Here is a 25,453-nt window from a genome sequence, read left to right on the forward strand (position 1 = left end):
GGCCTTACCCCCGGGATATTTCGATCAAGGAGAAGGGCGGATCAGCCCTTCACCGCCGCGACCGCCTCTAAGATCGCATCGGCGATGTAATCCAGATCGGGCTGCTTGAGCCGTGCAGGCAGGCGGGTATCGCAGGCGCGCATCAGCATGGCGCGGGTTTTCGGCAGCTCCGGCACGTCGCCGAGGAACTGCCAGTTCCAGAAGGCGCGCGCGTTGTCTTGGCTGAGACCGAAGACCTGCACGCTGACGCCGCGGGCTTTCGCCTCCGCTTGCAGCTTTCGGGCCTCGTCGTCGGACCAATCGCCCGCGAGGTTGAACTGCAGCGAATCCGGGGCGCGGGTTTCGGGCCCGAGGGGCGGCGGCACGTCGAGCCAGTCGCTCTTGTTCAGCCGCTCGGCGACATAGTCGTGGTTCGCGCGACCATCGTTCACGCGGCGCTCTACCTCGGCGATCTGCGGGCGGATGACGGCGGCGGAGAGGTTCTGCATCCGGCAGTTATAAAGCGGCAGCTTGTTCTGCCACTGCACGAAGGAATTCTGCAGCCCCGGATGCTTCTTCCAGTTATGCTCGTAGGCGCCCGACATGATCACCGCACGCGCGGCGAGTTCCGGATCGTCGGTCAGCAGGATACCGCCTTCGCCCGCGTTGATCAGCTTGTAGGACTGGAAGGAGAGGCAGCCGATTTTGCCGATCGTGCCGATCTTCTTGCCGTTCCAGAGCGTGCCGAGCGAATGCGCGGCGTCTTCGATGACCGGCACATCCTTCTCGGCGGCCAGTTCCATGATCGCGTCCATATCGGAGGTGTGGCCGCGCATGTGGCTGATCATCACCGCGTCGATGCTGTCGTCGAATTTCGCGCGGAAATCGTCGAGGTCGATGCGGAAATTGGAGCCGACTTCGACCAGCACCGGCACGCAATCGGCATGGACGATGGCGGAGGGGACGGCGGCGAAGGTGAAGGCCGGGACCAGCACGCGTGCCCCGCGCGGCAGGTCGAGTGCCTTCATCGACAGGAACAGCGCCTGCGAGCAGGAGGACACGGCGACCGCGTATTTCACGCCCATGAATTCGGCGAATTCGGCTTCCAGCTTGGCGACCGGCGCGTCTGCGGAGGTGTAGCGGAAGAGGTCCCCGCTGGTCAGGAGACGTTCGATCTCGGCTCGGGCGGCCTCGGGGATGGCCTCGGCGTCGTAGCAATTCGGGGCGGTCTGTCCGTCACGCGGCATGGCAAGATATCCTGAAACTGATATTTAGGAAAACTTACACCGTCGAGCGCCACTTCTCCAGTGACCTTTTCATGACGAAATCGAGACCGGCTTAAATCCCCAGCTTGTCGCGCATCGAGAACCACGTCATCGCGGCGATCAGAAGCGGACTGCGCAGGAGCGAGCCGCCCGGGAAGCCTGGCACGTCGAGGCTGGCCATCAAGTCGAAGCGCTCGGCCTGGCCCGCGACGGCCTCGGCCATGATCTTGCCCGCCATTGTGCCCATCGCGACGCCATGGCCGGAAAACCCGCTGGCCGAGAGCGCGTTTTTCAAAGGCCGCGCGAAATAGGGCATCCGGGTGCGGGTGATCGCGAGCGTGCCGCCCCAAGCGTAGTCGATCTTCACATCCGCAAGGGAAGGGTAGACCTCCAGCATCGGCTTGCGCACGGTCTGCACGATGTCGGGGAACTTGTAGCCATAGCTTTCGCCGCCACCGAACAGCAGGCGGTTATCGTCAGAGAGCCGCCAGTAATTCACCACGAATTTCGTGTCCGCCACGGCGATATTCTCGCGCAGCACTTCGGCGACGCGCGGGCCTAGCGGCTCTGTCGCGACGATGAAATTGTTGATCGGCATCACATGCGAGGCCACGCGCGGGGCGAGGTTTCCCAGATAGCCGTTGGCCGCGAAAATCAGGTGATCGGCATCGATATGGCCATGCTCGGTCTGCACGCGCACCGGCTCGCCGGGGCGGATATGATGGACGAGCGAGCCTTCGTGGATCGTCACGCCCGCCTTCTCGCAGGCGAGCGCCAAGGCTTGGGCGAAATTCAGCGGATGCAGGTGCCCCGCGCCCCGGTCGATATCGCCACCCACATAGGCCTCCGAGGGCAGAATCGCGTGTAACGCGTCGCGCGAGAGCGGCTCCACCTGATCGTAGCCGTAATCGCGGGCCAGCTTCTCCGCCATGTGATGCGAATGCGCGACCTCGGATTGCGTCCGGCAGGCATGGGCGATGCCGGGATGGAAGGTCACGTCCATCTCGTGGCGTGCGATCAGGTCGCGGATCAGCGCTTTCGCGTCCTCGCCGATGTCCCAGAGCCTGCGCGCCATCTCGGGACCGTGGGCTTTCTCCAGATCGTCCTGCTCCAGCCGCTGGCCCGAGCCGACCTGCCCGCCATTGCGCCCAGAGGCGCCGAAGCCCACGCGATGGGCCTCGAGCAGCCGCACCGAATAGCCCTTCTCCGCCAGATGCAGCGCCGCCGACAGACCGGTGAAGCCGCCGCCCACCACGCAGACATCCGCCCGGTGGCGGCCCTTCAATTCGGGCCAGCGCCGGTCGGTCAGCGCGGTCGCTGCATAATAGCTCGGCGCGTGCTCGCCCTTGCGGTCATTGGCGAAGAGCAGGTTCATCGCATCACACGTTCATCAGCAGATGCTCGCGCTCCCAGGGCGAGATCACCTGCAGGAACTCTTTGTATTCGTTGCGCTTCACCGCCTCGTAGACCGCGCAGAATTCCGGTCCCAGCACGTCGCGGATCGGCGCGCTCTCCGAGAACAGATCGAGCGCATCGCCCAGGTTCACCGGCACGTCCTCGGCCGACATATAGGCGTCGCCCAGGCATTCGGGCTTCGGCATCTGCTTTTCCTTGAGGCCCAGATAGGCGCAGGCAAGCGAGGCCGCGAGCCCGAGATAGGGGTTGCAATCCATCCCCGCCAGACGGTTCTCGATCCGTCGCGCCGCCGGGCCGGAGATCGGCACCCGCAGGCCCGTCGTGCGGTTGTCGCGCCCCCATTCGAGATTTATGGGCGCGGCGAAATCCGGCACGTAGCGGCGATAGCTGTTCACGTAGGGCGCCAGCAGCGCGATCACCGCGGGCAGGTGCGTCTGAAGCCCCGCGATGCAATGCAGGAAGGCTTCCGTCTCGCCGCCATTCTCGTCGGAGAAGATGTTCTGGCCGGTCTTGGTGTCGATCACCGATTGGTGGATATGCATGGCCGAGCCCGGCTCGCCCTCGATCGGTTTCGCCATGAAGGTGGCGAAGCAATCCTGACGCAGGGCGGCCTCGCGGATCAGCCGCTTGAAGTAGAAAATCTGATCGGCCAGTTCGACCGGGTCGCCATGGGCGAGGTTGATCTCGATCTGACCGGCACCGCCCTCCTGCAAGATGCCGTCGATCTCGAAGCCCTGAAGCTCGGCGAAATCGTAGATATCGTCGATGACCTTGCCGTATTCATCGACCGCCGACATCGAATAGGCCTGTTTCGCCGCCGCCCGACGGCCCGAGCGCCCCATCGGCGGGATGATCGGCTGGTTCGGGTCCACGTTGCGCGCGACGAGGAAGAATTCCATCTCGGGGGCGACGACGGGCGTCCACCCTTCGGCCTCATAGAGCGCGAGCACGCGTTTGAGGACGTTGCGCGGTGCGATCGGCACCGGATTGCCCTGCTGATCCTCGACGTCATGGATGATCTGCAAGGTCCAGTCCGCCGTCCACGGCGCGGCCGTCGCGGTCGAGAAATCGGGCGTCAGGATCATGTCCGGTTCGGTGAAAGCGCCCGAGGGGTTATCCGTCCATTCGCCGGTGATCGTTTGCAGGAAGATCGAGTTCGGCAGGAAGAACCGATCCTGAAACTTGAACTTGGACGCGGGCATCGCCTTGCCGCGCGCGACCCCTGCGATATCGGCGACAATGCACTCCACCTCGTCGAGACGCCGACCCTCGATGTAATCGCGTGCGGCCTGCGGGATACGGTCGGTCCAGTCCTTCATGTCGCTCATCGGTCAGCTTTCCGGGTGCGCGGGCACCCTTGTCTTGAGGAAGAAATCGGCGATGCGCTCGGCGATCCGGGACGCGCCGTTGGGCTGGCCCAGCCGCGTGCGGGCGGCCTGCATAAGGTCATCGGGCACGACGCCGCGTCCGCGTGTGTCCATCAGCCCTTCGACGAATGCGTCGGGAAATTCCGGATGAGGCTGGACGGTGAAGATCGTGTCGCCATAGGCGAGCGCGGGGTAGGCGCAGAAATCATTTTCGGCGATCGGCGTCGCGCCCAGCGGCAGCTCGGTCACCTGATCCTGATGCCACGCGTTGAGCGCGATCACCTCGCCGCCGAAATCATAGTCCTGCGGACCCACGGCCCAGCCGCCGGAGAATTTCTCGACCTTGCCGCCAAGCGCCTGCGCGATGATCTGATGGCCAAAACAGATGCCCACCATCGGCACAGCCTCGGCATGGGCGTCGCGAATGAACGTCTCGAGCGGCTTGATGAAAGGATGATCTTCATAAGCGCCGTGGCGCGAGCCGGTGATCAGCCAGCCGTCGCAGTCATGCACGCTTTCGGGAAAGTGCATATGCTCGACGTCGTAGCGTTGGAATTCGAGGCCGCGCCCGGCGAGCAGGGCTTCGAACATGTCAGGATAGTCGCCCGCCTTGTCGCGCAGAACGTCGGGGGATTGGCCGGTTTGGAGGATGCCGATACGCATGGGAGGTCCGCTCGTAAGCTCTTGTTGCCGAAGCGTAGTGCGGGCCGTGGGCGGCGGCAAGGGGGCGCCGCCCCCAGGCGCATGCTGCGCCTCCCCCGGGATACTTCTGCCAAGAGGAAGATGCGTTTCGGCTTGGTCGAAATATCCCGGGGGGCGCGATAGCGCGGGGGCAGAGCCCCCTTTTTTCCGTTGATTGTCGCCCTTCGGCGGCGGGCAGAGCCCGTTCTCAGCCCGCCATCACGCGCGGATAGTCGATCTTCGGGCAGCGGTTCATCACGACCTTCACGCCCTGCCCGCGGGCTTTCTCGGCGGCGGCGTCATTCGATACGCCAAGCTGCATCCAGATCGTCTTGAGATGCGGCAGATGCGCCAAGGCCTCGTCCACGACCTCCGGCACCGCCTCGGAGCGACGGAACACGTCGACCATGTCCACGGAAATCTCGTCGGGGATCGCGCCGAGATCGGCATAGACCGTCTCGCCCAGCAACTCCTGCCCGGCAAGGCCGGGATTGACCGGGATCACACGGTAGCCCTTGGACTGCAGAAACCGCGCCACGTCGTAAGAGGGGCGCTCCGGCTTGTGCGACATGCCCACCACGGCGATCACTTTCGCATTGCCAAGGATTTCGCGAATCTCGTCTTGCATCTGAAACCTCTTCTTTTCGCAGCCCTCTAAGAAAAATGCGCCCGAGCCTTAAAGGCTGGGCGCAACAGTGGCGGAACGAGGGACAGTGAACTAGAGACGCGGCGGTTCCGAAGCTGCGCCTCTGACAGTGAGATAGGAACGCATCCCCCCGGTTTTAAGGTCCATACCCTCATGATCGCGATTTTGTGACCGCTACCTGCTTGCGGATGCGTAAAGAGACACTGCGGCGGCGTTCGAGACGTTGAGCGACCCGAACTCGCCCGCGAAGGGGATTCGCACCAGACGGTCGCAGGTCTCGCGCGTTTTCTCGCGCAGGCCCGGTCCTTCGGCGCCCAGAACCAGCGCCACCGGTTCCATTCCCGCCTCGGACAGCCCGTCTTCGAGCGACATCGTGGCTTCACCCGCAAGCCCGATCAGCCGGAAGCCCATGCCGCGCAGCTCCTCCATCGCGTCGGAGAGGTTCTTCACCCGCAGATAGGGCTGACGTTCCAGCGCGCCGGAGGCGGTTTTCGCAAGCGCCCCGGTCTCGGGCGCGGAATGGCGATGCGGCGCGATCACGGCCGCCGCGCCGAACACCTCGGCCGAGCGCAGGATCGCGCCCACGTTATGGGGATCCGTCACCCGGTCAAGCAGCACCACGCGGCGCGCATCGTAGCAGACATCCTTCAGCGCGCCCCAATCGAGCGGCTTCACCTCGAGCGCCGCGCCCTGATGCACGGAATCCGTCGAGATCGGCACGAATTTGTCGAACTTGCGCACATCGACGATCTCGGGTTTGAGCCCCGAAGCCGCGATCGCCTCGGCCAGCTTGTCGGCGGCGTTCTTGGAGCAGACCAGCCGCAACCGCTCGCGCATCGGGTTTTGCAGCGCATCGCGCACCGCATGCAGGCCGAAGAGCCACACGGTCTCGGCGGCCGCAGCGCGCTTGGCGCGTTCCTTGTCGATCACCCAGGCTGGCTTTTTCATCGCGGGTCTCCTTTGGCCCCTACCTGCGCGGAATGGCCTCGTTTGGCAAGCTCTGATCCGGAGGGCAATTTTTCGGCAAACTCTCTCTTGACGCCTCCCGCCCCCTTTTGTATCTCCCGCCCAGCGTCGGGTGACGTGCTGCAAGGTGCGGCAGCGGACTGTAACTCCGCCGGGGCGACCCACGCCTGGTTCGATTCCAGGGTCACCCACCACTTCCCCCTCTCAGGAACTGGTGACACGCGGCTCCCACGGGGCCCGCTGCGTCGAATAACGCGCATTCGCTGCGCCGTTTACTGCAGCACCGCTTTACGTTTGAAGCGCGCTTCTTCCGAACTTCCGTCGTCGTAGATCAGCTTCACCCGCACCTCGGAGACCGAGCCCTGCGGCTGGCTGACATAGACATTATCGCCCGAGATCGCGTTGGGCTGGGCCGTGCCCTCGTGGCACTTCTCCATCTTGAACGACTTGCTCGGCGGCGCGCCGTTGAAACCATAGCGAATCTCGCTCAACCCGCAGCGCCACGCCAGAAGATGAGTAAAATAGACCAGATCCTTCCCGCCATATTCCCGGATCGCGACCCAGGAATCGCGGGTCATGCCGAGAATCGGGCGCACTTCGGCGGCGGTGGTGAAATTCTGCGCGCTCGCCGGGCCGCTCAACGCGAGGCCACACAGCGCCAGCGCTGCTGCTAACTTGCTTATCCGTATCACCTTTTACCCCTGAACTTTCTCGCTATACTGCACCAAACCCTCCGACAGGCGGCAGTATGGCGGCGAACCCCCGGACTTCACAACCCTTCAACGTCTTCTGTGTTGCACAGGCGGGACGGCTGGAATTCGAGGCAATTCTTTTCGTGCTGAGCTTTCGCGCGGCCAATCCGGATTTCGAAGGGCGTCTGCTGATAGCCGAACCGCAGCCCGGGCCGCGCTGGTCCGACGAGACGCGGATCTCGGGTCCGGTCAGGGCGCTGCTGGAAAATGCGGGCGCCGAGATCGTGCCCTTCGAGTCGAAGGTTTTCGGCCAAACCTATCCCTATGGCAACAAGATCGAGGCGCTGGCCGCCCTGCCCGAAGGCGAGCCCTTCGTCTTCTTTGACACCGATACGGTCTTCACCGGACCGCTGTCGCAGGTGGGCTTCGATTTCGACCGCCCCTCGGCGTCGATGCGCCGCACCGGCACATGGCCCGAGCCGCCACTTTACGGTCCCGGCTACGCGGGCATCTGGAAATCGCTCTACGACAAGTTCGGGCTCGACGGGTTCGACGAGACGCTCGATCTGAGCCAGCCGGACGAATATTGGCGGCGCTACATGTATTTCAACGCGGGCTGGTTCTTCGGCGCCGACCCGGTCGAATTCGGCGCGCGCTTCCTGCGCTATGCGAGCGAGATCCGCGACGATGCCCCCGATGAACTGGCCTGCCAATCGCTCGACCCGTGGCTAGATCAGGTGGCGCTGCCGCTGGTGATCCATAGCTTCGGTGGCGGTCGGCCGGGGCCGGAGCTCGATGGGCTCGACGGCGAGATCACCTGCCATTACCGCGCCCTGCCACTGATGTATGCGCGCGAAAGCGACACCGTGATCGACACGGTCGAAGAGCTGACGGCCCCGAACAAGGTCAAGAAGGTGCTGAAGGCCTACGAGCCTGCGAAGAAGCTGATCTATCAGGGCAAGGGCCGCAAACTGCGCGCGATCATCGCCGAGGAAGGGATGCCGCGCCACGAGAAGGCGCTGCGCAACCGGATCAAGCGCGCGAAGCTCTGGATGCGCTGAGCGCGCGAGCTGCACCTTCCCATCACGCAAAACGAATGTGTTTGTCGGCCTCCCCCGGTCCCGCTAACGTCTCGGCAAGAGAAGAGGAGCCCCAAACCATGTCCGACTACGCTTTCGACACCTTGCAAATTCACGCCGCCGCCGAGCCCGATCCCGCGACCGGCGCGGTGCAGGTGCCGATTTACCAGACCACATCCTACGCCTTCAAAGACGCCGACCACGCGGCGCGTCTGTTCAACCTCGAAGAAGTGGGCTTCATCTATTCGCGCCTGACCAACCCGACGGTGATGAAACTGGCCGAGCGCGTCGCGGCGCTGGAAGGTGCTGCGGGCGGTGTTGCCTGTTCCTCGGGTCATGCGGCGCAGATCATGGCGCTCTTCCCGCTGATGGGGCCGGGGCTGAACATCGTGGCCTCGACGCGCCTCTATGGCGGCTCGATCACCCAGTTCAGCCACACGATCAAGCGCTTCGGCTGGTCCTGCACCTTCGTCGATTTCGACGATCTCGACGCATTGGAAGCCGCGGTCGACGAGAACACCCGCGCGATCTTCTGCGAGTCGATCTCGAATCCGGGCGGCTACATCACCGACCTTCCGGCGGTGGCGAAACTGGCCGACAAGGTCGGCCTGCCGCTGATCGTCGACAACACGCTGGCCACCCCTTACCTGTGCCGCCCGATCGAGCATGGCGCGACGCTCGTCGTCCACTCGCTGACGAAATACATGACCGGCAACGGCACCGTCACCGGCGGCTGCGTCGTCGATAGCGGCAAGTTCGACTGGTCGGCGAGCGGCAAGTTCCCCTCGCTGAGCGAACCCGAACCCGCCTATCACGGGCTGAAGTTCCACGAGGCGCTGGGGCCGATGGCCTTCACCTTCCACTCGATCGCGGTGGGGCTGCGCGATCTCGGCATGACGATGAACCCGCAAGGCGCGCATTACACGCTGATGGGGATCGAGACGCTGAGCCTGCGGATGGACAAGCATAACGGCAATGCAAAGGCCGTGGCCGAATGGCTCGAGAAGGATCCGCGCATCGACTACGTGACCTATGCCGGGCTGGAAAGCTCGCCCTGGCACGAGCGGATGAAGACCATCTCGCCGAAAGGTGCAGGCGGGCTGTTCACCGTCGCGGTGAAGGGCGGCTACGACGCCTGCGTGAAGCTGGTGAACAATCTCAAGCTGTTCAGCCATGTCGCGAACCTGGGCGATGCGCGCTCGCTGATCATCCACTCGGCCTCGACCACGCACCGCCAGCTGACCGAGGCGCAGCAAATCGCCGCAGGGGCCGCGCCGAACGTGGTGCGCCTGTCGATCGGGATCGAGAACGTGGACGATCTGATCGCCGATCTCGATCAGGCGCTGAGCGCCGCAACCAGCTGATAACAAACATGGCGCGCCGCGATACCGGCGCGCCATTCAAACCACCTCTCGTTGCATTTCGAACATTTCTTCCGGCGCTGCCTGCGGCTGCGCCGTCAAAACGGTGGAAAACCGGCAATTGCCCGCTTCGCATCCGTCGCGGCGCTTTTCAGAAGATCGAATCTCCTTTACGAAGATGTGAAGACTTGGACCGGACCGCCCCGAGGCGCGCGCAGTACCCATGAAACCCGATTTTGCATTGATCCTCTCGCATGATGGCATCGCTCTGGTGCACCGCGCGAAAGAGGGCTGGACGCTTCTGGGCGAGGCCGCGCTCGAAGGCGATGACCCGATGGCCGAGGTCACAGCCCTGCGCGACAAGGCACGGGCGCAAGCGCCGCGCGGCTTCACCTCGAAGCTCGTGCTGCCGGATACGCAGATCCTCTACACCGCGATCTATGCGCCCGGCCCCAGCCCCGCGCAGCGCAAGACCCAGATTGAGACGGCGCTGGAGGGCATGACGCCCTACCCGGTCAGCGAGCTGATCTATGATTTCGCAGGCCCCGGCCAGACCGTGCAGGTCGCCGTGATCGCGCGCGAGACGCTGAAGGAAGCCGAGAACTTTGCGCAAGAGAACGGCTTCAACCCGGTCAGCTTCGTGGCCGCCCCCGAGCCCGGCGATTTCCCCGGCGAGCCGCATTTCGGCCTGACCTCTTCGGTCGCGCAGCACATCCCCGAAGGCGCGCATGTGGAGCCCGACAAATCCGCGCTGATCGTGGCCGTCGACCTGTCCGAGGACGCGACCGAGGCGACGGCGGAAGCCGTGATGCCGGAGGCCTCCCCCGCTGAGGCGGACCCCGCCGACACGCAAAGCGACATCACGGAGCTTGCCGACGATAGCGCGGTCTCGGAAACCGAACTGGCCGAATTGAGCGCCTTGGACCAACCGTCGGAGCCAGCTTCGACGGAGGAGCCCGAGGCCACGCTGCCGGAAGAGCCGGGCGAATTCTCCGATCTGCTCGCGGCCTCTGAGGGTGAAACCGACGCGCAAGATAAGGGTGCGCCCGAGGCCCCGAGCGACGACACGCCCGGCGCGGAAAGCCCCGCCGCCAAGGCTGCCGAAGCGGTCGCGGCAGGCGAAGTCGCCTCCGAGGAAACCGAGGCGACGGAGGCGGTCGAATTCGCCGCGACCGAGCCGAACGATACGGCCATTGATGACGCCGAGGATGGCGTTGAGCCCTCGGACGCGTCGCTGGCCGCAGCGGGCCTTGCCGCCACGCCCGCCGTGCCCGACGCCACGGAGTCTGACACAAAGCCCGAGGAGGCGAGCTCCAGCATGGAGGACGAAGGCCTCGATACGGCCGAGGATGACGACGACGATCTGCCGAAATCCGATGCCAGCGCGATCGCCGCCGCTTTCGCCTCGCGCCGGGATCACACGACCACCGTGAGCGTGAACGAAACGTCCCCGCGCCTCGGCGGAGCCACCCGGCTCCACCCTCAGCCCGATCGCAGCGAGATCGCCGCGGGCAGCGCCAAGATCACTGCGCCGACCCTCGATTTCGACGAGCCCGATCCGCGTTTTGAGCCGAAGACGGCTCCGAAAGCCGGAGCGAGAGGGGCGAAAGCCATGGGTGCCGCGGCACGCAAGGGCATCGGCGGCGCGGGTGCGCTTGGCGCGAAATCCGCGACCTCGCTGCTGCGCGAGGAGGCGAAGGACGGGCCGGATCCGACCACCGCGACCCCCGCCCCCATCGTCGAGAGCGCGCAGGACAAAACCGTTTTCGGCGGCACCAAGCGTCCCATGACCGGCGGCAAGCCGCGCCATCTCGGGCTGATGCTCACCGGTGCGCTGGTGCTGGTTCTGGCGATCATCGCGCTCTGGACGACCCTGCTCGACGATCCCACACCCGCCGATGCGCCGGTGGACGCCATCGCCGAAGCGCCCGCCCCGGATGCGGATGCCGCACCCGAGCAGACCGCACTCGCACCGGCCACGCCCGACACGAGTGCGGCGCCCGAAGCCGCGGAGTCGGCCTCGCAGGCACAAGCCGACGCGGCGCCCGAACAGCCTGCCGCCGAGAGCGATCAGGTCGCGGCGCTCGCCCCTGCCGATGAGCAGCCCGCTCCAGCCGCGCAAAGCGACGAAGGCTCCACGGCCGCAACGGACGACACCGCCCCGGCGGACGAGGCGACTCCCGCCGAGACCGGCACCGAGACGTCGGCAACTGAGCAGCCTACCGATGCGCAGCCAGCCGACACGGCCATGGCAGACCAGCCCGCAGATACGCAGCCGACCGCTCCCGACGCCGCGGCAGACACGACCGCTGACACCGCACCGAATGCGCAGGCAGCGGCAACGGAGAGCACGCCTGACACCCAAGCAGACACGGTGACCAGCGACGCCCCGCAGAGCGACGCAACCGAGCCCCCCGCGACCGAGGCGCAAACCGCGACGACCAAGCCGCAGCCCTCCGACCTGCCGGCCTTCACCGCGACGCCACTCGATCCGCCAAGCGCCGAAACGCTGACGCCGGACACCCCGCCCGTCACGCCGACGGAGGACGGGGTCGAGATGCCGGGCGGCTTCACGCTTTACGCAGGCGAGCCCGACGTCACGCCGGGCCCGCGCCCCGAAGCGGTCGCGCAGGCCTATGCCGCGACGCAACCGGTCACGCCGGAAGGCACGCTGGGCGCGATCCCGTCGCTCTCGGGCTTCCGTCCGGCCAGCCGCCCCGAGGACCTCACCGGTGCGGCCCCCGCGCCGGAGCAGACCGATCCCGCCGCGCAGGCCGATCCCAACGATCAAGGCGCGCTCGACCCGGCGCTGCAGCCCAATCCCGAACTTCAGACCACCCGCCCGACGGCCCGGCCCGACGCCGTGACCAAGCTCGCCGCGACGCAGGCCCCCGCTTCGGAATCCGCCGCGGTCGCAAACCCCGACCTCACCGCGCTCCGCCCCGAGCGTCGCCCGACCTCGATCCAGGACGCGGTCGCGGCAGCGGTGCAGGCGCAAGACGACGCCGTCGCCGAGAACACCGATCCCTTCGCGGGCGCGACCGCTCTGGCCGTGGCGCGCTCGGCCACCCCTCCGACGAAGCCGCGCAATTTCTCGCGCTCGGTCGAGAAGGCGCTGGCCGCCGCGATTGCCGCCGAACCCGCCCCGTCGGCCGCCGCCGCCGCCGCGCGCGCCCCGGTCGCGACACCGGTGCCCGACCCGAGGCCCGCCGATCTCGACGAGCCCGAGCCCACCGCCGCACCGCCGCGCCTGCCGACCTCGGCCTCTGTCGCCCGGCAGGCCACCGAAGAGAACGTGATCAACCTGCGCAAGATCAACCTGATCGGGCTTTATGGCTCGTCCTCGAACCGCCGCGCACTGGTGCGGCTGTCGAATGGGCGTTTCGTGAAAGTGGGGGTGGGCGACCGGTTGGATGGCGGGCGCGTGACGCAGATCGGCTCCAACGCGCTGACCTACAAGAAAGGGTCGCGCAACCTGACGCTGAAGCTGCTGCAAGGCGGCTAACCGCGCCCGGCGCAACCATTCTTCCCCCTGCGCTCTTGCGTACGGCCCGCGCTGAACTACGCTGGTAAGAAGCCGCGTCGCGCGCCTTCCCCGCGCACCCGCCCAAGGATGCAAGCCGCCAATGGAAAGCTTTCTCTTTCAAGCCACCTTCTACCTGCTCGCGATGGTCATCGCGGTGCCGCTGGCCACCCGTGCGGGCCTCGGCTCGGTGCTGGGCTACCTGATCGCGGGCATCCTGATCGGCCCCGCCACGGGCCTCTCGGGCGCGGAAATGACCGACCTCCAGCATTTCGCGGAGTTCGGCGTGGTGATGATGCTGTTCCTGATCGGGCTGGAGCTGGAGCCGCGCGCGCTTTGGGCGATGCGCGACAAGCTGATCGGCCTTGGCGGGTTGCAGGTGCTGGTCACCATGGTGCTGGTGACCGTGATCGTCATGGCGATGGGCGAGGATTTCCGCGTCTCGCTGGCGATCGGGATGACGCTGTCGCTCTCCTCGACCGCAATCGTGCTGCAGACGCTCAACGAGAAGCGGCTGATGCAGACGGCGGGCGGGCGGTCTTCGTTTGCGGTGCTGCTGACGCAGGATATCGCGGTGATCCCGATGCTGGCGCTGATGCCGCTTCTGGCGCTGCCCGGCGCGCGCGCGGTGGCCAAGGCGGGGCACGGCGATCATGTCGTGGCGCGTCTGATCGACTCGCTGCCCGCCTGGGGCGTCACGGTGATCACGCTGGCCGCCGTCGTCTTCACCGTGCTGATCGGCCACTACGTCGTGCGCCCGTTGTTCCGCTTCGTGCAAGGGGCGCGGCTGCGCGAGGTGAATACGGCGATGGCGCTGCTGATCGTGGTCGGCATCGCGAGCCTGATGAACCTCGTGGGCCTCTCGCCCGCGCTCGGCACCTTCCTCGCCGGGGTCGTGCTGGCCGATAGCGAGTTCAAGCACGAGATGGAATCCGACATCGAGCCCTTCAAAGGGCTGCTGATGGGGCTGTTCTTCATCACCGTGGGCGCGGGCATCAATTTCGACGTCATCACCGCGCAGCCCGCCAATATCTTCGCGCTGGTCTTCCTGCTGGTCGCGCTGAAATCGGCGGTGCTTTACGGCCTGTCGGTGCTGTTCAAGATCCGCGGGCCGGATCGCTCGCTATTCACACTGAGCCTCGCACAGGCGGGAGAATTCGGCTTCGTGCTGGTCTCCTTCGCGGTGGGGCAACGCATCCTGCCCAACGCCTTGGCCGAGAAGCTTCTGGTGGTGATCGCGCTGTCGATGCTGATCACGCCCTTGCTGTTCATCCTGCACGAGCAGATCGGGTTGCGGCTGCGCAAGCCTCCCGGCCCGGACCCGGACGCGATCGACGAGCAACAGACGATCATCATCGCAGGCGTGGGCCGTTTCGGGCAGGTGGTGAACCGGCTGGTGACGATGTCGGGGATGCGCACGACGGTTCTCGACTCCGATCTCAAGACGATCCAGCTGATGCGGACCTTCGGCTTCAAGGGCTATTTCGGGGACCCGACGCGGCCCGACCTGCTCGCCGCTGCCGGGATCAATCAGGCGCGGGTGCTGGTGGTCGCGCTGGACGGGCGCGAGCAGACGACGAAGCTGGTGGCCTATGCGCGCCGGATCCGGCCCGATCTGCATATCGTCGCGCGCGCCCGCGACCGGACGCATGTGTTCGACCTGTATCGGGCGGGCGCGAATGACATCGTGCGCGAGATGTTCGACAGCTCGCTGCGCGCCGGGCGCTACGTGCTGGAGAATGCGGGGCTCTCGGCCTTCGAGGCCTCCGAGCTGGAGAAGCTGTTCTTCAAGCTCGACCGGGCCGCGGTGCGCGATCTGGCGCAGGTCTGGAAGCCGGGCGTTCCGGTTGAGCAGAACCCCGATTACATCGCGCGCACGAAGGAGCTCAACGCCGAGCTGGAAGCCGCGATGATGGAGCAGTTCCGCCGCCGCGGCGAGCGCGACGAGAGCGATCGCGAGACGCCGGGCAACGAGAAGACCGGCCCCGAAGCCTGACCCTCCCCCTGCCCTGCGCGCATGAAAAAACGCGAGGCCCGCAAGCCTCGCGTTGGAAAAGTTCCGCTATTGTCGGGATCAGGCGGCGCGGCCGACCAGAACCTCGTCGACGGTTTTCGCGGCACGCTCTTCGTCGGTGCCCGAAACGGCGGCGACTTCGCGGGTCAGACGCTCGAGCGCGGCTTCATAGAGCTGACGCTCCGAGTAGGACTGCTCGCGCTGATCGTCGCTGCGGTGCAGGTCGCGCACCACTTCAGCGATCGCGAGCAGGTCGCCCGAGTTGATCTTCTGTTCGTATTCCTGCGCGCGGCGCGACCACATCGCCCGCTTGACCTTCGCCTTGCCCTTGAGGGTCTCAAGCGCCTTGGTCACCATGTCGGGCGAGGAGAGGCTGCGCATCCCGACTTCGGTCGCCTTATGCGTCGGCACACGCAGGGTCATCTTGTCCTTCTCGAAGGAGATCACGAAAAGCTCGAGCTTGAGCCCGGCGATTTCCTGTTCTTCGATGGACATGATTTTCCCCACGCCATGCGCCGGGTAGACGACGAAATCGTTGGGGCGGAATTCGGTCTTCTTGGTCTTGGTCATGCGGTTCGTTTCCTTGCAGCCGGTCACGAACCCCGGTATCCAGCGAGCATAGGACGCCCACGGAGCTGAATAGCTCCGCGTTCGTCAGTCAGTCACGAGATCTCTTTTGCGGGCGAGCAGGCACCGCAGAAGGTGGGGTCGAACTCATTTTGTAACAGTAATATAGCAAAAATCGCGCGCATTTCAAAGCGCGTTACTGTCGCGCATGGGTAATATCATACGATTTCAGTGGGTTATGCGGCGCATTTTGACAGATTGTCGCAGCGTAAACTGCCCCAATTCGCTCAGAATCGGGCAAATTGGTCAGAATCACCGACCCGTCAGTCGCCTTCGCCGGGGGCCTCGGAGAAATACTTCTCCAGCTTGCCACTCTCGCCGTCATGTTTCTCGGCGTCCGGCATCGGGTCTTTCTTCTGGGTGATCACCGGCCAGAGTTCGGAATATTTCCGGTTGAGTTCGACCCAGGATTCCATTCCCGGCTCGGTATCCGGACGGATCGCATCGGCGGGGCATTCCGGCTCGCAGACGCCGCAGTCGATGCATTCGTCAGGATGGATCACCAACGTGTTCTCCCCCTCGTAGAAGCAATCCACCGGGCAGACCTCGACGCAGTCGGTATATTTGCAGTTGATGCAGTTATCGATGACGACGTAGGTCATTGGTGAAACCCCGATTGAACAGCTTCCTGACCCGTCCTAGCGGGGGATGCCCCCTCTTTCAAGAGAGAGCCCGAGCTTTTCGCTGCGGCATTCCGCACAGCCTACCCGTCCGGTTCGAGCAATGCGTAAAGCGCCTGCGCCTCGACCGCCGGACCGCGCCGCGTGCCGCAGTCCAGCACCCGCAAAACGCAGATCCGGGCGTCCTGACCTTTGCCAAGCCGGAGCGTCAGCACATCGCCCGGCCCGATCGCCCGGCCGGGCTTGTCGATACGCTGACCGTTGACGCGCGCCTTGCCACCCTGCACCAGCTCCTGCGCGAGGCCGCGGGTCTTACAGAACCGCGCCTGCCAGAGCCATTTGTCGATGCGGATGCGCTCGGGCGCGTCAGCCATGCGGGTCGTTACTTCTTGTCCTTGAGGGCAGCCAGAACCGCGAAGGGGTTGTCCGGATCGACCGGCTTGTCCTTCTTCGGCGGACGGGCCTCGAAGTTGCGCGCGCCTTGCGGCTTGCCACCCTTCTTGCCCTTGTGACCGTCGCGCTTGCCATGCGGCTTGCCGCCGCCCTTGCGCTCGCCACGTTCGCCACCGGGCTTGCCACCCTGGCCCTGTTCACGGCGCGGCGGACGGTTGCCGCGCGGACGCGGCGCCCAGGTGAAGGTGTAGAACACCTCGACCTCGTCGCTGGCCACATCACCGGCCGCCACCATGTCACCGCCGGCCTCGGCCGCCGCCTCCGCCTCGGGATGGGTCTCGGCAGGCTGCTCGCCGCCGCCAGCCTCGGCTTTCGCCTCGTCGGCCTGCTCGGTCTTGAGCGCCTCGGCACCGGCTTGCTCTTCGGCCTTCTCGAGATCGGCGGCTTTCACCTTCGCGCGCTCGCCCTTCTCGGCCTTGTAGCCCAGACCGCCCATCAGATCGGCGAACTGGTCCAGCGTCATGCCGGTGATCGAGAGCATGTCCGGATTGGCCTCGAACCCGCCGCGGCTGTCCTGCGTGCGCAGCAGATCGGCGAGACGTTCGAGCATGTCGATGCGGATCGCCCGCGCGCCCGAGGGACGGTAGCCCGACAGACGGTAGGTCTCGGCATCGAACGCGTCGATATTCGGAATCGTCACGAGACCCGGAGGCGGGCTTTCGGGGAATTCATCCGCGCCCGACCACAGCGAGGCCAGCACCAGCCGCAGACGCGTCGGCGCGGGCTTGAGAAGCGCGGGCATGAAGATCGTGTACTGACCGAAGCGCACACCGTGCTTGCGGAGAGAACCGCGCGCGTCCTGATCGAGATCCTTCACCTCGGCGGCGACCTGCTCGCGCGGGATGATGCCCAGCGATTCCACCATGCGGAACGCGAAGCCGCGGGCGAGACCCGTCAGCTCTTCGTCGCGGCTCATCGCCAGAAGCGGCTCGAACAAAGCGGCGACCTTGCGGTCGATGAAATGCTGCAGACGGCGCGTGACCTTCTCGGCCACATCCGCGCCCGCCTCGTCATCGACGAATGCCTGCACGGTCGGCTTCAGCAGATCGGGCCCCTTCACCAGCTTGCCGACAGCGGCCTCGCCCCACATCAGCCCGCCCTGCTCGGTGAAATCCATCTCCGTATCGGGGGCATTGTAGAAGCGGTCCGCGCGCAGGCTGAACTCGGGCGCAAGCGCCTCGTAGGCCGCGCGGGCAAGCATCTTCGCCTCGTCGGGCGAGCCGGTCTCGTCCTGCTTGAACCGGAATCCTTCCAAACGGCCCGCGAATTCGCCTTCAACCGTCACTTCGCCCTTGTCGTTCACCTCGGCCACGAGGGTCTCCTTCTGCTTGAGCCGGCGCATCAACACAGAGGTGCGCCGGTCCACAAATCTTTGCGTCAGCGCGCCATGCAACGCGTCCGACAGGCGGTCTTCTACAGCGCGGGTCGCCTCGCGCCAATGGCTTTCATCATCGACCCACCCTTTGCGTTGCGCAACATAGGTCCATGTGCGGATGAAGGCGAGACGACGCGAGAGCGTGTCGATATCGCCGCCCGTCCTGTCGATACGCTCGATCTGACGTGCAAGCCAGTCCGAGGGCACGCCCTTGCCCGATTGCAGGAACTCGAAGATGCGCGCCAGAAGCGTTGCATGTTCGGCCTCGGAAATCGAACGAAAATCGGGGATTCGGCAGACATCCCAGAGGAGTTGCACATCCTTTGGGCTGGTGACGCGGTCGCGGATCGCCGGATCGTCAGCCAGCACTTTGAGCGCGCGCGCATCGTCGGCCTCGCGCCCCTTGGTCAGCCATTCGCCCTCTGGCCGCGCATCGAGCGACTGGATCAGCCGGTCCACGGTGCCGAATTCCAGCCGCGCATTGCGCCATTGCAGACGCTGCAGCGGCGCGAAGCGGTGGTTCTCGATCGCGTCGATCACCTCGGGCTGCAGCGGTCGCGCCTCGCCCGTCACGCCGAACGTGCCGTCGGTGGTGTGGCGCCCTGCCCGGCCTGCGATCTGCGCCAGCTCATGCGGGAAAAGCGGACGCATCCGCCGCCCGTCGAATTTCGAGGTGGCCGAAAACGCGACATGGTCGATATCGAGGTTGAGCCCCATCCCGATCGCATCGGTGGCGACCAGATAATCGACGTCGCCATTCTGATACATCTCGACCTGCGCGTTGCGGGTGCGAGGCGACAGCGCCCCCATCACCACCGCGCAGCCGCCCTTCTGGCGGCGGATCAGTTCCGCGATCGCATAGGTATTCTCGACCGAGAACCCGACGATGGCCGAGCGCGGCTTCATCCGGGAGATTTTCTTCGAGCCGGAATAGGTCAGCTCGGAAAACCGCTCGCGCTTCGTGAACTGCACCTTCGGCACCAGCGCCGCGATCGCCCCGCGCATCGTCTCGGAGCCGAGGAACAGCGTCTCGTGCAGCCCGCGCGCATGCAGCAGCCGATCGGTGAAGACATGCCCCCGCTCGGGATCGCCACACAGCTGGATCTCGTCGATGGCAAGGAAGTCCGCGCCGATCCCCGTCGGCATCGCCTCGACCGTGCAGACCCAATACTGCGTGCGCTCGGGCACGATGCGCTCTTCGCCGGTGACAAGCGCCACGACCGAAGGCCCACGCTGCGCCACGATCCGGTCATAGACCTCGCGTGCGAGCAGCCGCAGCGGCAGCCCGATGACACCGGTCCGATGCGCCAGCATCCTCTCGATTGCGTAATGGGTTTTGCCAGTATTGGTCGGCCCCAGAACGGCCGTGATCCGCCCGCCTTGCATCGCAGCTCCGTTCCAGCCCTTAAAGAGCCGTGCCCTGATGCGCCTTATCGAGGCGCGCAATGGCGTCTTTCACATCCTGTTGATGCGGATTCAAGGCAAAAGACTTCTGATAGGCCTCAAGCGCACGCTTGTCGTCGCCCATCTCTTCGAGGATCGCCCCCAGCCCGGCAAGCGCGCCCCAATGACGCGGCTCCAGCTTCAGGGTGCGCGCGATATCCGCCGCCGAAGGCCCGTACAGCCCAGCCATGAAATAGGCCGTCGCCCGCCCGTTCCAGCCAGCGGCAAAATCGGGAGCATGGTCAGTCAGCGCCGTGAAATGCTCGATCGCGGCCTCGGTGTCGCCCGCGTCCAGTGCATCCTCGCCGCGCTTGAACAGCAAATCCATCGCCGCAGACCCCGAGCGCGACCACGCCCTGCGGATGTCCGCCTCGGCCCGCGACCAGCCCGGATCGTTCGGATCGGCCAACTCTTTGAAATACGGCTCGAGCCCCGCAGTTTCGGCGCTGGCGGGGAATGCCGCCATTGTTCCCAGCATCGCCGAAAAGCAAAATGCCGTGACGACACATTTGTATCTGTCAAATCGCTGCCACATAAATCATGACTGTAATGCAATTGCCGGAGAATGCGAGAGCCCGGCCATCAAAATTGGAGGACGCGATGAGCGAGGTTATCGACAAGGCCGTTGAGGCGCTGCGGGCGAAACTGCCCGATGGGTTTTCTTCGACTGCAAAATTCGTGATCGAGGATGAAGGCTCGATCATTGCCGACGAGAACGGCGTGCGCGCAGGCGACGACGACGCCGAGGTGGTCCTGACCGCCGACCGCGAGACTTTCGAAGGCATGCTCAACGGCGATGTGAACCCGACTGCGGCCTTCATGTCCGGCAAGCTTTCGGTCGACGGCTCGATGGGCCTCGCCATGCAGCTGGGCGCGGCGCTCGCCTGATGGAACGCGCCCCGCTTTTCGAAGAGATCGCACGCGGCCCCGAGGGGGGCGCGGCCTACTGGCTGACGGCGGAAGACGGTGTGCGGATACGCTTCGCACATTGGCCTGCCCCGCCCCAACCACGCGGCACGGTCTTTCTGGGATGCGGGCGCACCGAATATGTCGAGAAATACGGCCCTGCGGCCGCGGAATTCGCGGCCCGGGGCTATGCCATGCTCGCCATCGACTGGCGCGGGCAAGGCCTGGCCGACCGGCTTTTGCCCGACGCGCCCGAAAAGGGCCATGTCGGCGGCTTGCAGGACTACCAGTGGGATCTGCACGCGGTGATCGCCGCCGCAGACGAGCTGGGCCTGCCGCAACCCTATTACATCGTGGGCCACTCGATGGGCGGCGCGATCGCGCTGCGCGCGGTGATGCACGAACACCACCGCTTCAACGCGGTCGCTTTCTCTGCGCCGATGTGGGGGATCGCCACCTCGCCGGTGCTGCACCCGTTCCGGATCGTGCTGGCGAACCTTCTGGGCGACGGCTTCCTCGCGAACAGCTATCCGCCCGGTATGAACGGCACCACTTACGTTTATCGCGACAGTTTCGAGGCGAACCGCCTGACCCGCGATCCCGAAATGTGGGCCTGGCTGGTCGACCACGCCGCGAAACATCCCGAACTGACGCTGGCCGGCCCGACGATCCACTGGGTCGCCGAGAGTCTGCTGGAATGCGAGGCGCTGGCCGCCCTGCCCTCCCCCGACCTGCCCTGCTATTGCGGCTTGGGCGGGGTGGAGAAGATCGTGCACACGCCCGCGGTCCATGACCGGATGGGACGCTGGCCGAAAGGCACGCTGGACGTCATCCCGGACGCCGAGCACGAATTGATGATGGAAATCCCCGCGACGCGGAAACGCTTCTACGACGGCTGCGCCGCGCTGTTCGACGCGGCGGGCGGGCTGGAAGCCCGCGAGCCGGTCAAAGCTGAATCTGCGTGAAGCTGTCGCGCAGCGCGTTCGACCAGGCTTCCGACATTTCCGCGAAATCGCTGTCGCCCGCCTCGATGCGGCGCTGGCTGGAAATCCGGCAGTCGTCCTTCTTGATCACCGCGAGATCGAGCGGCATGCCCACCGAGAGGTTCGAGCGCAGCGTCGAATCCATCGACAGAAGCACCGCCTTCTGAGCGTCGATCAGGTTGGTGTCGGGACGCACCACGCGATCGAGGATCGGCTTGCCGTATTTATGCTCGCCGATCTGCAGGAAGGGCGTGTCCTCGGTCGCTTCGATGAAGTTGCCTTCCGGGTAGATCAGGAACATCCGCATCTCGCCGCCCGCGCGCTGGCCCGCGACGATCATCGAAGCCGAGGTCGAGACCCGCTCGGCATCCATCCGGCTCGTGATGTCCTTGCGCACGCCGGCCATCGTGTTGCCGATGATCTCGGCCACTTTCAGCATCGTCGGCGCTTCCATGATCGAACTGTCGCCCGTCGCGTCGCTCGCATCGGCCGCTTCGCGAAGTCGCGCAAGCGTCGTTTGCGTGACCGAGAGCGAGCCCGCGGTCATGATCGCGATCACCCGTTCGCCGGGCTCCTCGAAGGTGAACATCTTGCGATAGGTCGCGATGTTGTCGAGCCCGCCATTCGTCCGCGTGTCCGACAGCAGCACCATCCCCTCGTTCAGCAAGAGGCCTACGCAATAGGTCATGTTCGTTCCCTGATCCGTGACAAGCGCGCAATCTATTGCTGGACTTGGTCCAAGGCAACTGTGACGTGCAGTCGCTCCTCACCCGAGCCTTGGGTGATGCCACGGATCGGCGCGGCTTCGCGCGCATCCAACCCGGAGCCGAGGCGGATGTAACGCTCGTCGGGGCAGCATTTGTTCGCCGGGTCGAAGCCGATCCAGCCGATCCCCGCGACCCAGATCTCGCCCCAGGCATGGGCGGCCTCGTGCGGCGTACCGTCATCGGTGGCGAACAGGTAGCCCGAGACATAGCGCGCGGGCAGATCGACCGAGCGGGCCACGGCGACAAGCGCGTGGGCATGGTCCTGACAGACGCCCTCGCCCTGCGCCAGCGCCTCGGCGGCGGTGGTGTGGGAATGGGTGGCCCCCGGCTTGTACTCGATCGCCTCGGAGATCGCGGCGCTCAGGCGATGCGCCCGGTTGAGATCTTCCGTCGCCCCCGAAATGGCCTCTTCCGCCAGCGCCGCCAGACTGTCGTCGATCCAGGTCGCGACGGTCTCGCGCAAATACGCCATCGGATGCACCAGCTCGCGATGACCGCGCAGCACGCCCGAGGTATCGAAGGTCTCGACCTGCCCTTTCACGGTGATCGCGACCTCGTCGACCGGCGGACGGATCGACCAGCCTTCGACGCGGTCGCCCGCGCCGTCGCGGAACGACCCACCGCGGAGACCGCCTTCGACCGCGACATCCCATTCGATCACGCGCTGGCCCTCGAAGCGCGAGGGGAACATGCGCAAAGATTGGACCGCAGCGCCCATCGGCGCGTCGTAATCATAGGTGGTGACATGGTTGACGGTGAGGATCATCGCGCATCTCCCGACAGGTAGGTTTGCTGAACGAGCGCGGTCAGCTGCCCGATCTCGCCGATGAAGCGGGTGAGGAACTCGTGCAGCCCCTCGTCGACAATTTCGGCGACCTTGGTCTGGTTCAGCTCGGTCATCAGCGCCTTGGCGCGCATCTGCGGCAGGCCGGTGCCCGGCGCGACCTCATAGAAACTTTCGAGATTGTCGAGATGGTGCATCGCCTTGCGCGTCGCCGACATCAGCGAGCGCGGGCTGGCCGGGTTGAGGATCAGGAAGTGCATGATCTTCGACGCCGTCAGTTCGCCGCCATAGGCCCAGTGGAAGGCGCGGTAGGATTGCAGCGCGCGCAGCAGCACCTGCCATTGATAATTGTCGAGGCCAGAGCCCACCATCTCCACCGAAGGCAGCAGCACGAAATACTTCACGTCGATCAGGCGCGCGGTGTTGTCGGCCCGCTCCAGCGCATAGCCGAGATTCATGAAGAAGAACCCGTCATTGCGCAGCATCGAGCCGTCCATCGCGCCCCGCAGGAGCGCGGATTGCCGGGTCACCCACTCGCAGAGCTCGGTAATCTCCCATTCCGAGCGCGGCTGACGCTCGATCTGGCGGATCTCCTGAAACGCGGTGTTGAGCGTGTCCCAGACCTGACCGGTGATCGCCGTGCGCACGATGCGGGCGTTTTCCCGCGCCCGTTCGATGCAGGAAATCACCGAGGACGGGTTGTCGCGGTCGAAGAACAGGTAGCTCTCTATATTGCGCTGCACCGGGTCGCCGTATTTCTCGGAGAAGCCGTCGGCAGTGCCCGAGGCTTGCAGCAGGCTCTCCCATTCCGAGCGGTAGCCATGCCCGGTCGAGGGCGTCAGCGCGATCCGCGCGCCGACCTCCAGAAGCCGTGCCATCGTCTCCGCGCGCTCCATGTAGCGCGCGACCCAGAACAGGTTTTCAGCGGTTCTACTCAGCATCCGATCACTCCGCCAAAACCCAGGTGTCTTTCACGCCCCCGCCCTGCGAGGAGTTCACGACGAGCGACCCTTCGGTCAGCGCGACGCGGGTCAGCCCGCCGGGGACCAGCTCGACCTTCTCACCGACAAGGCAATAGGGCCGCAGATCGACGTGACGCGGCGCCACGCCCTCTTCCACGAAGGTCGGCGTGGTCGACAGCGCCAGCGTCGGCTGGGCGATGTAGTTCTCGGGATTGTCCTCGATCTTGTGGCGGAAATTCTCGATCTGCTCCTTGGTCGATTTCGGACCGACGAGCATCCCGTAACCGCCCGAGCCGTGAACTTCCTTCACCACCAGCTCGGAGAGGTTTTCGAGAACGTATTTGCAGTCGTCCTTCTTGGCGCATTGCCAGGTCGGCACGTTTTCCAAAAGCGGCTCTTCGCCCAGATAGAAGCGCACCATTTCCGGCACGAAGGTGTAGATCGCCTTGTCGTCCGCCACGCCGGCCCCCGGCGCCGAGCAGATCGAAACGCCGCCCGAGCGGTAGACATCCATCAGCCCCGGAATGCCCAGCATCGAATCCGGGCGGAAGCAGAGCGGGTCGAGGAATGCGTCGTCGATCCGGCGATAGATCACGTCGAGCTTCTTCGGGCCTTCCGTCGTGCGCATCCAGCAGAAGCCGCCTTCGCAGAACAGGTCCGGGCCTTCCACCAATTCGACGCCCATCAGGTCGGCGAGGAAAGAATGCTCGTAATAGGCCGAGTTGAAATGGCCCGGCGTGAGGATCGCGACCGTCGGCTCGCCCTCGCATTTCGTCGGCGCGACCGACGCCAAGGTGCGGCGCAGCGCATCCGAATAGCCATCCACCGGCTCAATCCGGTTCTCGCGGAACAGCTGCGGGAACATCCGCATCATGATCTCGCGATTCTCCAGCATGTAGGAGACGCCCGACGGGGTACGGCAGTTATCTTCGAGGACATAGAACTGATCCGGCCCGGTGCGCACCAGATCGACGCCGACGATGTGGGAATAGATGCCCCGCGGTGGGATAAAGCCCGAAACCGCGCGTTCGTAAGCGTCGTTCTGATAGACCAGCCGCGCCGGGATTCGCCCCGCCCGCACGATCTCGCCGCGCCCGTAGACGTCGAGCAGAAAGGCATTCAGCGCCCGGGCGCGCTGCTTGATGCCGCGCTCCAGTTTGCGCCATTCCGGTTGGGTGAAAACGCGCGGAAACATGTCGAAGGGAATCAGACGGTCCGGGTCCCCGCCCTCGCCATAGACGGCAAAAGTGATGCCGATCCTGCGAAACAGCGCCTCGGCCTCGGCTTGCTTCATCGCGCGCAACTCGGACGGCATTTCGCGCATCCAGCCGTCGAGTCCGGTATAGGGCTGACGCACTTGGCCGCCGTCGAACATCTCGTTGAAATACTCTGTCATCGCGCCGGTTAAGTCCCCCTAGTCTTTTATTTATGTCTAGGCCCTGTACCCCCCGAGTAAAAGGCGATGGCCGATGTTATGCAACGCGCCGCGTCGGGGAAAAGTTCATTTCATAGCATCTGCCGAAAAATTGTGCAGCGCCGAGCGA

The 25,453-nt window shown here is 65.2% G+C and carries 22 protein-coding genes and 1 tRNA gene; 7 read left to right on the forward strand and 16 right to left on the reverse strand.

Annotated features, from left to right (window positions below):
• Nucleotides 1-41: 41 nt before the first annotated feature.
• The 6 genes from AC2TZ7_RS18800 to rlmB all read right to left on the reverse strand — a co-directional run bounded on the left by AC2TZ7_RS18800 (nt 42) and on the right by rlmB (nt 6,302).
• The gene (locus AC2TZ7_RS18800; RefSeq protein WP_489865364.1) at nt 42-1,226 is read right to left on the reverse strand and encodes a DegT/DnrJ/EryC1/StrS family aminotransferase; all 1,185 of its coding nucleotides are present in this window, start codon (nt 1,224-1,226) and stop codon (nt 42-44) included.
• 91 nt (nt 1,227-1,317) lie between these two features.
• Nucleotides 1,318-2,619 carry an NAD(P)/FAD-dependent oxidoreductase gene (locus AC2TZ7_RS18805; protein WP_489865365.1) on the reverse strand — a complete coding sequence of 434 codons (1,302 nt, stop codon included), beginning with the start codon at nt 2,617-2,619 and terminating at the stop codon, nt 1,318-1,320.
• Nucleotides 2,620-2,623: 4 nt separating this feature from the next.
• Nucleotides 2,624-3,979: a glutamine synthetase family protein gene (locus tag AC2TZ7_RS18810; RefSeq protein ID WP_078520601.1), complete on the reverse strand. Its 1,356-nt coding sequence runs from the start codon at nt 3,977-3,979 to the stop codon at nt 2,624-2,626.
• A 12-nt stretch (nt 3,980-3,991) separates the two neighbouring features.
• The gene (locus tag AC2TZ7_RS18815; RefSeq protein WP_489865366.1) at nt 3,992-4,690 is read right to left on the reverse strand and encodes a type 1 glutamine amidotransferase; all 699 of its coding nucleotides are present in this window, start codon (nt 4,688-4,690) and stop codon (nt 3,992-3,994) included.
• A gap of 226 nt (nt 4,691-4,916) precedes the next feature.
• On the reverse strand, nt 4,917-5,336 hold the full coding sequence (locus AC2TZ7_RS18820; protein ID WP_489865367.1) for a CoA-binding protein: 420 nt from the start codon (nt 5,334-5,336) through the stop codon (nt 4,917-4,919).
• A gap of 192 nt (nt 5,337-5,528) precedes the next feature.
• Complete coding sequence (rlmB, locus tag AC2TZ7_RS18825; protein ID WP_489865368.1) at nt 5,529-6,302, reverse strand: 23S rRNA (guanosine(2251)-2'-O)-methyltransferase RlmB; 774 nt, start codon at nt 6,300-6,302, stop codon at nt 5,529-5,531.
• 128 nt (nt 6,303-6,430) lie between these two features.
• Here rlmB and AC2TZ7_RS18830 point away from each other — a divergent pair.
• Nucleotides 6,431-6,514: transfer RNA gene (locus AC2TZ7_RS18830), tRNA-Tyr, on the forward strand.
• Between the two features lie 78 nt (nt 6,515-6,592).
• On the opposite strand, the gene AC2TZ7_RS18835 is transcribed toward AC2TZ7_RS18830, so the two are convergent.
• Complete coding sequence (locus tag AC2TZ7_RS18835; protein WP_489865369.1) at nt 6,593-6,961, reverse strand: hypothetical protein; 369 nt, start codon at nt 6,959-6,961, stop codon at nt 6,593-6,595.
• Between the two features lie 107 nt (nt 6,962-7,068).
• On the opposite strand from AC2TZ7_RS18835, the gene AC2TZ7_RS18840 reads away from it, so the two are divergent.
• From AC2TZ7_RS18840 to AC2TZ7_RS18855, 4 genes are all read left to right on the forward strand, one after another.
• Nucleotides 7,069-8,073, forward strand: coding sequence for a hypothetical protein (locus tag AC2TZ7_RS18840; RefSeq protein ID WP_489865370.1), 1,005 nt, complete (start codon nt 7,069-7,071; stop codon nt 8,071-8,073).
• Nucleotides 8,074-8,171: 98 nt separating this feature from the next.
• Nucleotides 8,172-9,455 (forward strand): O-acetylhomoserine aminocarboxypropyltransferase/cysteine synthase family protein, encoded by a 1,284-nt coding sequence (locus AC2TZ7_RS18845; RefSeq protein ID WP_489865371.1) that lies wholly within the window; start codon nt 8,172-8,174, stop codon nt 9,453-9,455.
• Between the two features lie 220 nt (nt 9,456-9,675).
• Nucleotides 9,676-12,957, forward strand: coding sequence for a hypothetical protein (locus tag AC2TZ7_RS18850; protein WP_489865372.1), 3,282 nt, complete (start codon nt 9,676-9,678; stop codon nt 12,955-12,957).
• 121 nt (nt 12,958-13,078) lie between these two features.
• The gene (locus AC2TZ7_RS18855; protein ID WP_098411884.1) at nt 13,079-14,971 is read left to right on the forward strand and encodes a monovalent cation:proton antiporter-2 (CPA2) family protein; all 1,893 of its coding nucleotides are present in this window, start codon (nt 13,079-13,081) and stop codon (nt 14,969-14,971) included.
• Between the two features lie 78 nt (nt 14,972-15,049).
• Here AC2TZ7_RS18855 and AC2TZ7_RS18860 read toward each other — a convergent pair whose 3' ends face one another.
• From AC2TZ7_RS18860 to AC2TZ7_RS18880, 5 genes are all read right to left on the reverse strand, one after another.
• Complete coding sequence (locus AC2TZ7_RS18860; protein ID WP_075774088.1) at nt 15,050-15,559, reverse strand: CarD family transcriptional regulator; 510 nt, start codon at nt 15,557-15,559, stop codon at nt 15,050-15,052.
• 320 nt (nt 15,560-15,879) lie between these two features.
• Entirely contained in the window at nt 15,880-16,218 is a 339-nt protein-coding gene (gene fdxA, locus AC2TZ7_RS18865; protein WP_078520521.1) for a ferredoxin FdxA, read from the reverse strand.
• Between the two features lie 101 nt (nt 16,219-16,319).
• A complete protein-coding gene (locus AC2TZ7_RS18870; protein WP_098411885.1) occupies nt 16,320-16,610 on the reverse strand; it encodes an RNA-binding S4 domain-containing protein in 291 nt (96 codons plus the stop codon).
• Between the two features lie 8 nt (nt 16,611-16,618).
• On the reverse strand, nt 16,619-19,450 hold the full coding sequence (locus tag AC2TZ7_RS18875; protein WP_489865373.1) for a helicase-related protein: 2,832 nt from the start codon (nt 19,448-19,450) through the stop codon (nt 16,619-16,621).
• Between the two features lie 19 nt (nt 19,451-19,469).
• Nucleotides 19,470-19,973 (reverse strand): tetratricopeptide repeat protein, encoded by a 504-nt coding sequence (locus AC2TZ7_RS18880; protein WP_246831868.1) that lies wholly within the window; start codon nt 19,971-19,973, stop codon nt 19,470-19,472.
• Nucleotides 19,974-20,107: 134 nt separating this feature from the next.
• Here AC2TZ7_RS18880 and AC2TZ7_RS18885 point away from each other — a divergent pair, with 134 nt between their 5' ends.
• Together AC2TZ7_RS18885 and AC2TZ7_RS18890 are read left to right on the forward strand one after the other, a co-directional pair.
• Nucleotides 20,108-20,395, forward strand: coding sequence for an SCP2 sterol-binding domain-containing protein (locus tag AC2TZ7_RS18885; RefSeq protein ID WP_098411887.1), 288 nt, complete (start codon nt 20,108-20,110; stop codon nt 20,393-20,395).
• A complete protein-coding gene (locus tag AC2TZ7_RS18890) occupies nt 20,395-21,378 on the forward strand; it encodes an alpha/beta hydrolase (RefSeq protein ID WP_489865374.1) in 984 nt (327 codons plus the stop codon). Before AC2TZ7_RS18885 ends, AC2TZ7_RS18890 begins: the two co-directional genes overlap by 1 nt.
• Here the strand turns inward: AC2TZ7_RS18890 and AC2TZ7_RS18895 are convergent.
• The 4 genes from AC2TZ7_RS18895 to AC2TZ7_RS18910 are packed head-to-tail and all read right to left on the reverse strand — an operon-like array spanning nt 21,359 to nt 25,305.
• Entirely contained in the window at nt 21,359-22,084 is a 726-nt protein-coding gene (locus AC2TZ7_RS18895; RefSeq protein ID WP_098411889.1) for a proteasome-type protease, read from the reverse strand. The genes AC2TZ7_RS18890 and AC2TZ7_RS18895 overlap by 20 nt on opposite strands.
• Nucleotides 22,085-22,116: 32 nt before the next feature.
• Nucleotides 22,117-22,929, reverse strand: a complete 813-nt coding sequence (locus AC2TZ7_RS18900) for a transglutaminase family protein (protein WP_098411890.1) — start codon at nt 22,927-22,929, stop codon at nt 22,117-22,119.
• Nucleotides 22,926-23,888, reverse strand: coding sequence for an alpha-E domain-containing protein (locus AC2TZ7_RS18905; RefSeq protein ID WP_098411891.1), 963 nt, complete (start codon nt 23,886-23,888; stop codon nt 22,926-22,928). The genes AC2TZ7_RS18900 and AC2TZ7_RS18905 overlap by 4 nt, the downstream gene beginning before the upstream one ends.
• A 4-nt stretch (nt 23,889-23,892) precedes the next feature.
• A complete protein-coding gene (locus AC2TZ7_RS18910; RefSeq protein WP_098411892.1) occupies nt 23,893-25,305 on the reverse strand; it encodes a circularly permuted type 2 ATP-grasp protein in 1,413 nt (470 codons plus the stop codon).
• Nucleotides 25,306-25,453: the final 148 nt, after the last annotated feature.

The organism is Thioclava sp. ISO4 (assembly GCF_058105145.1).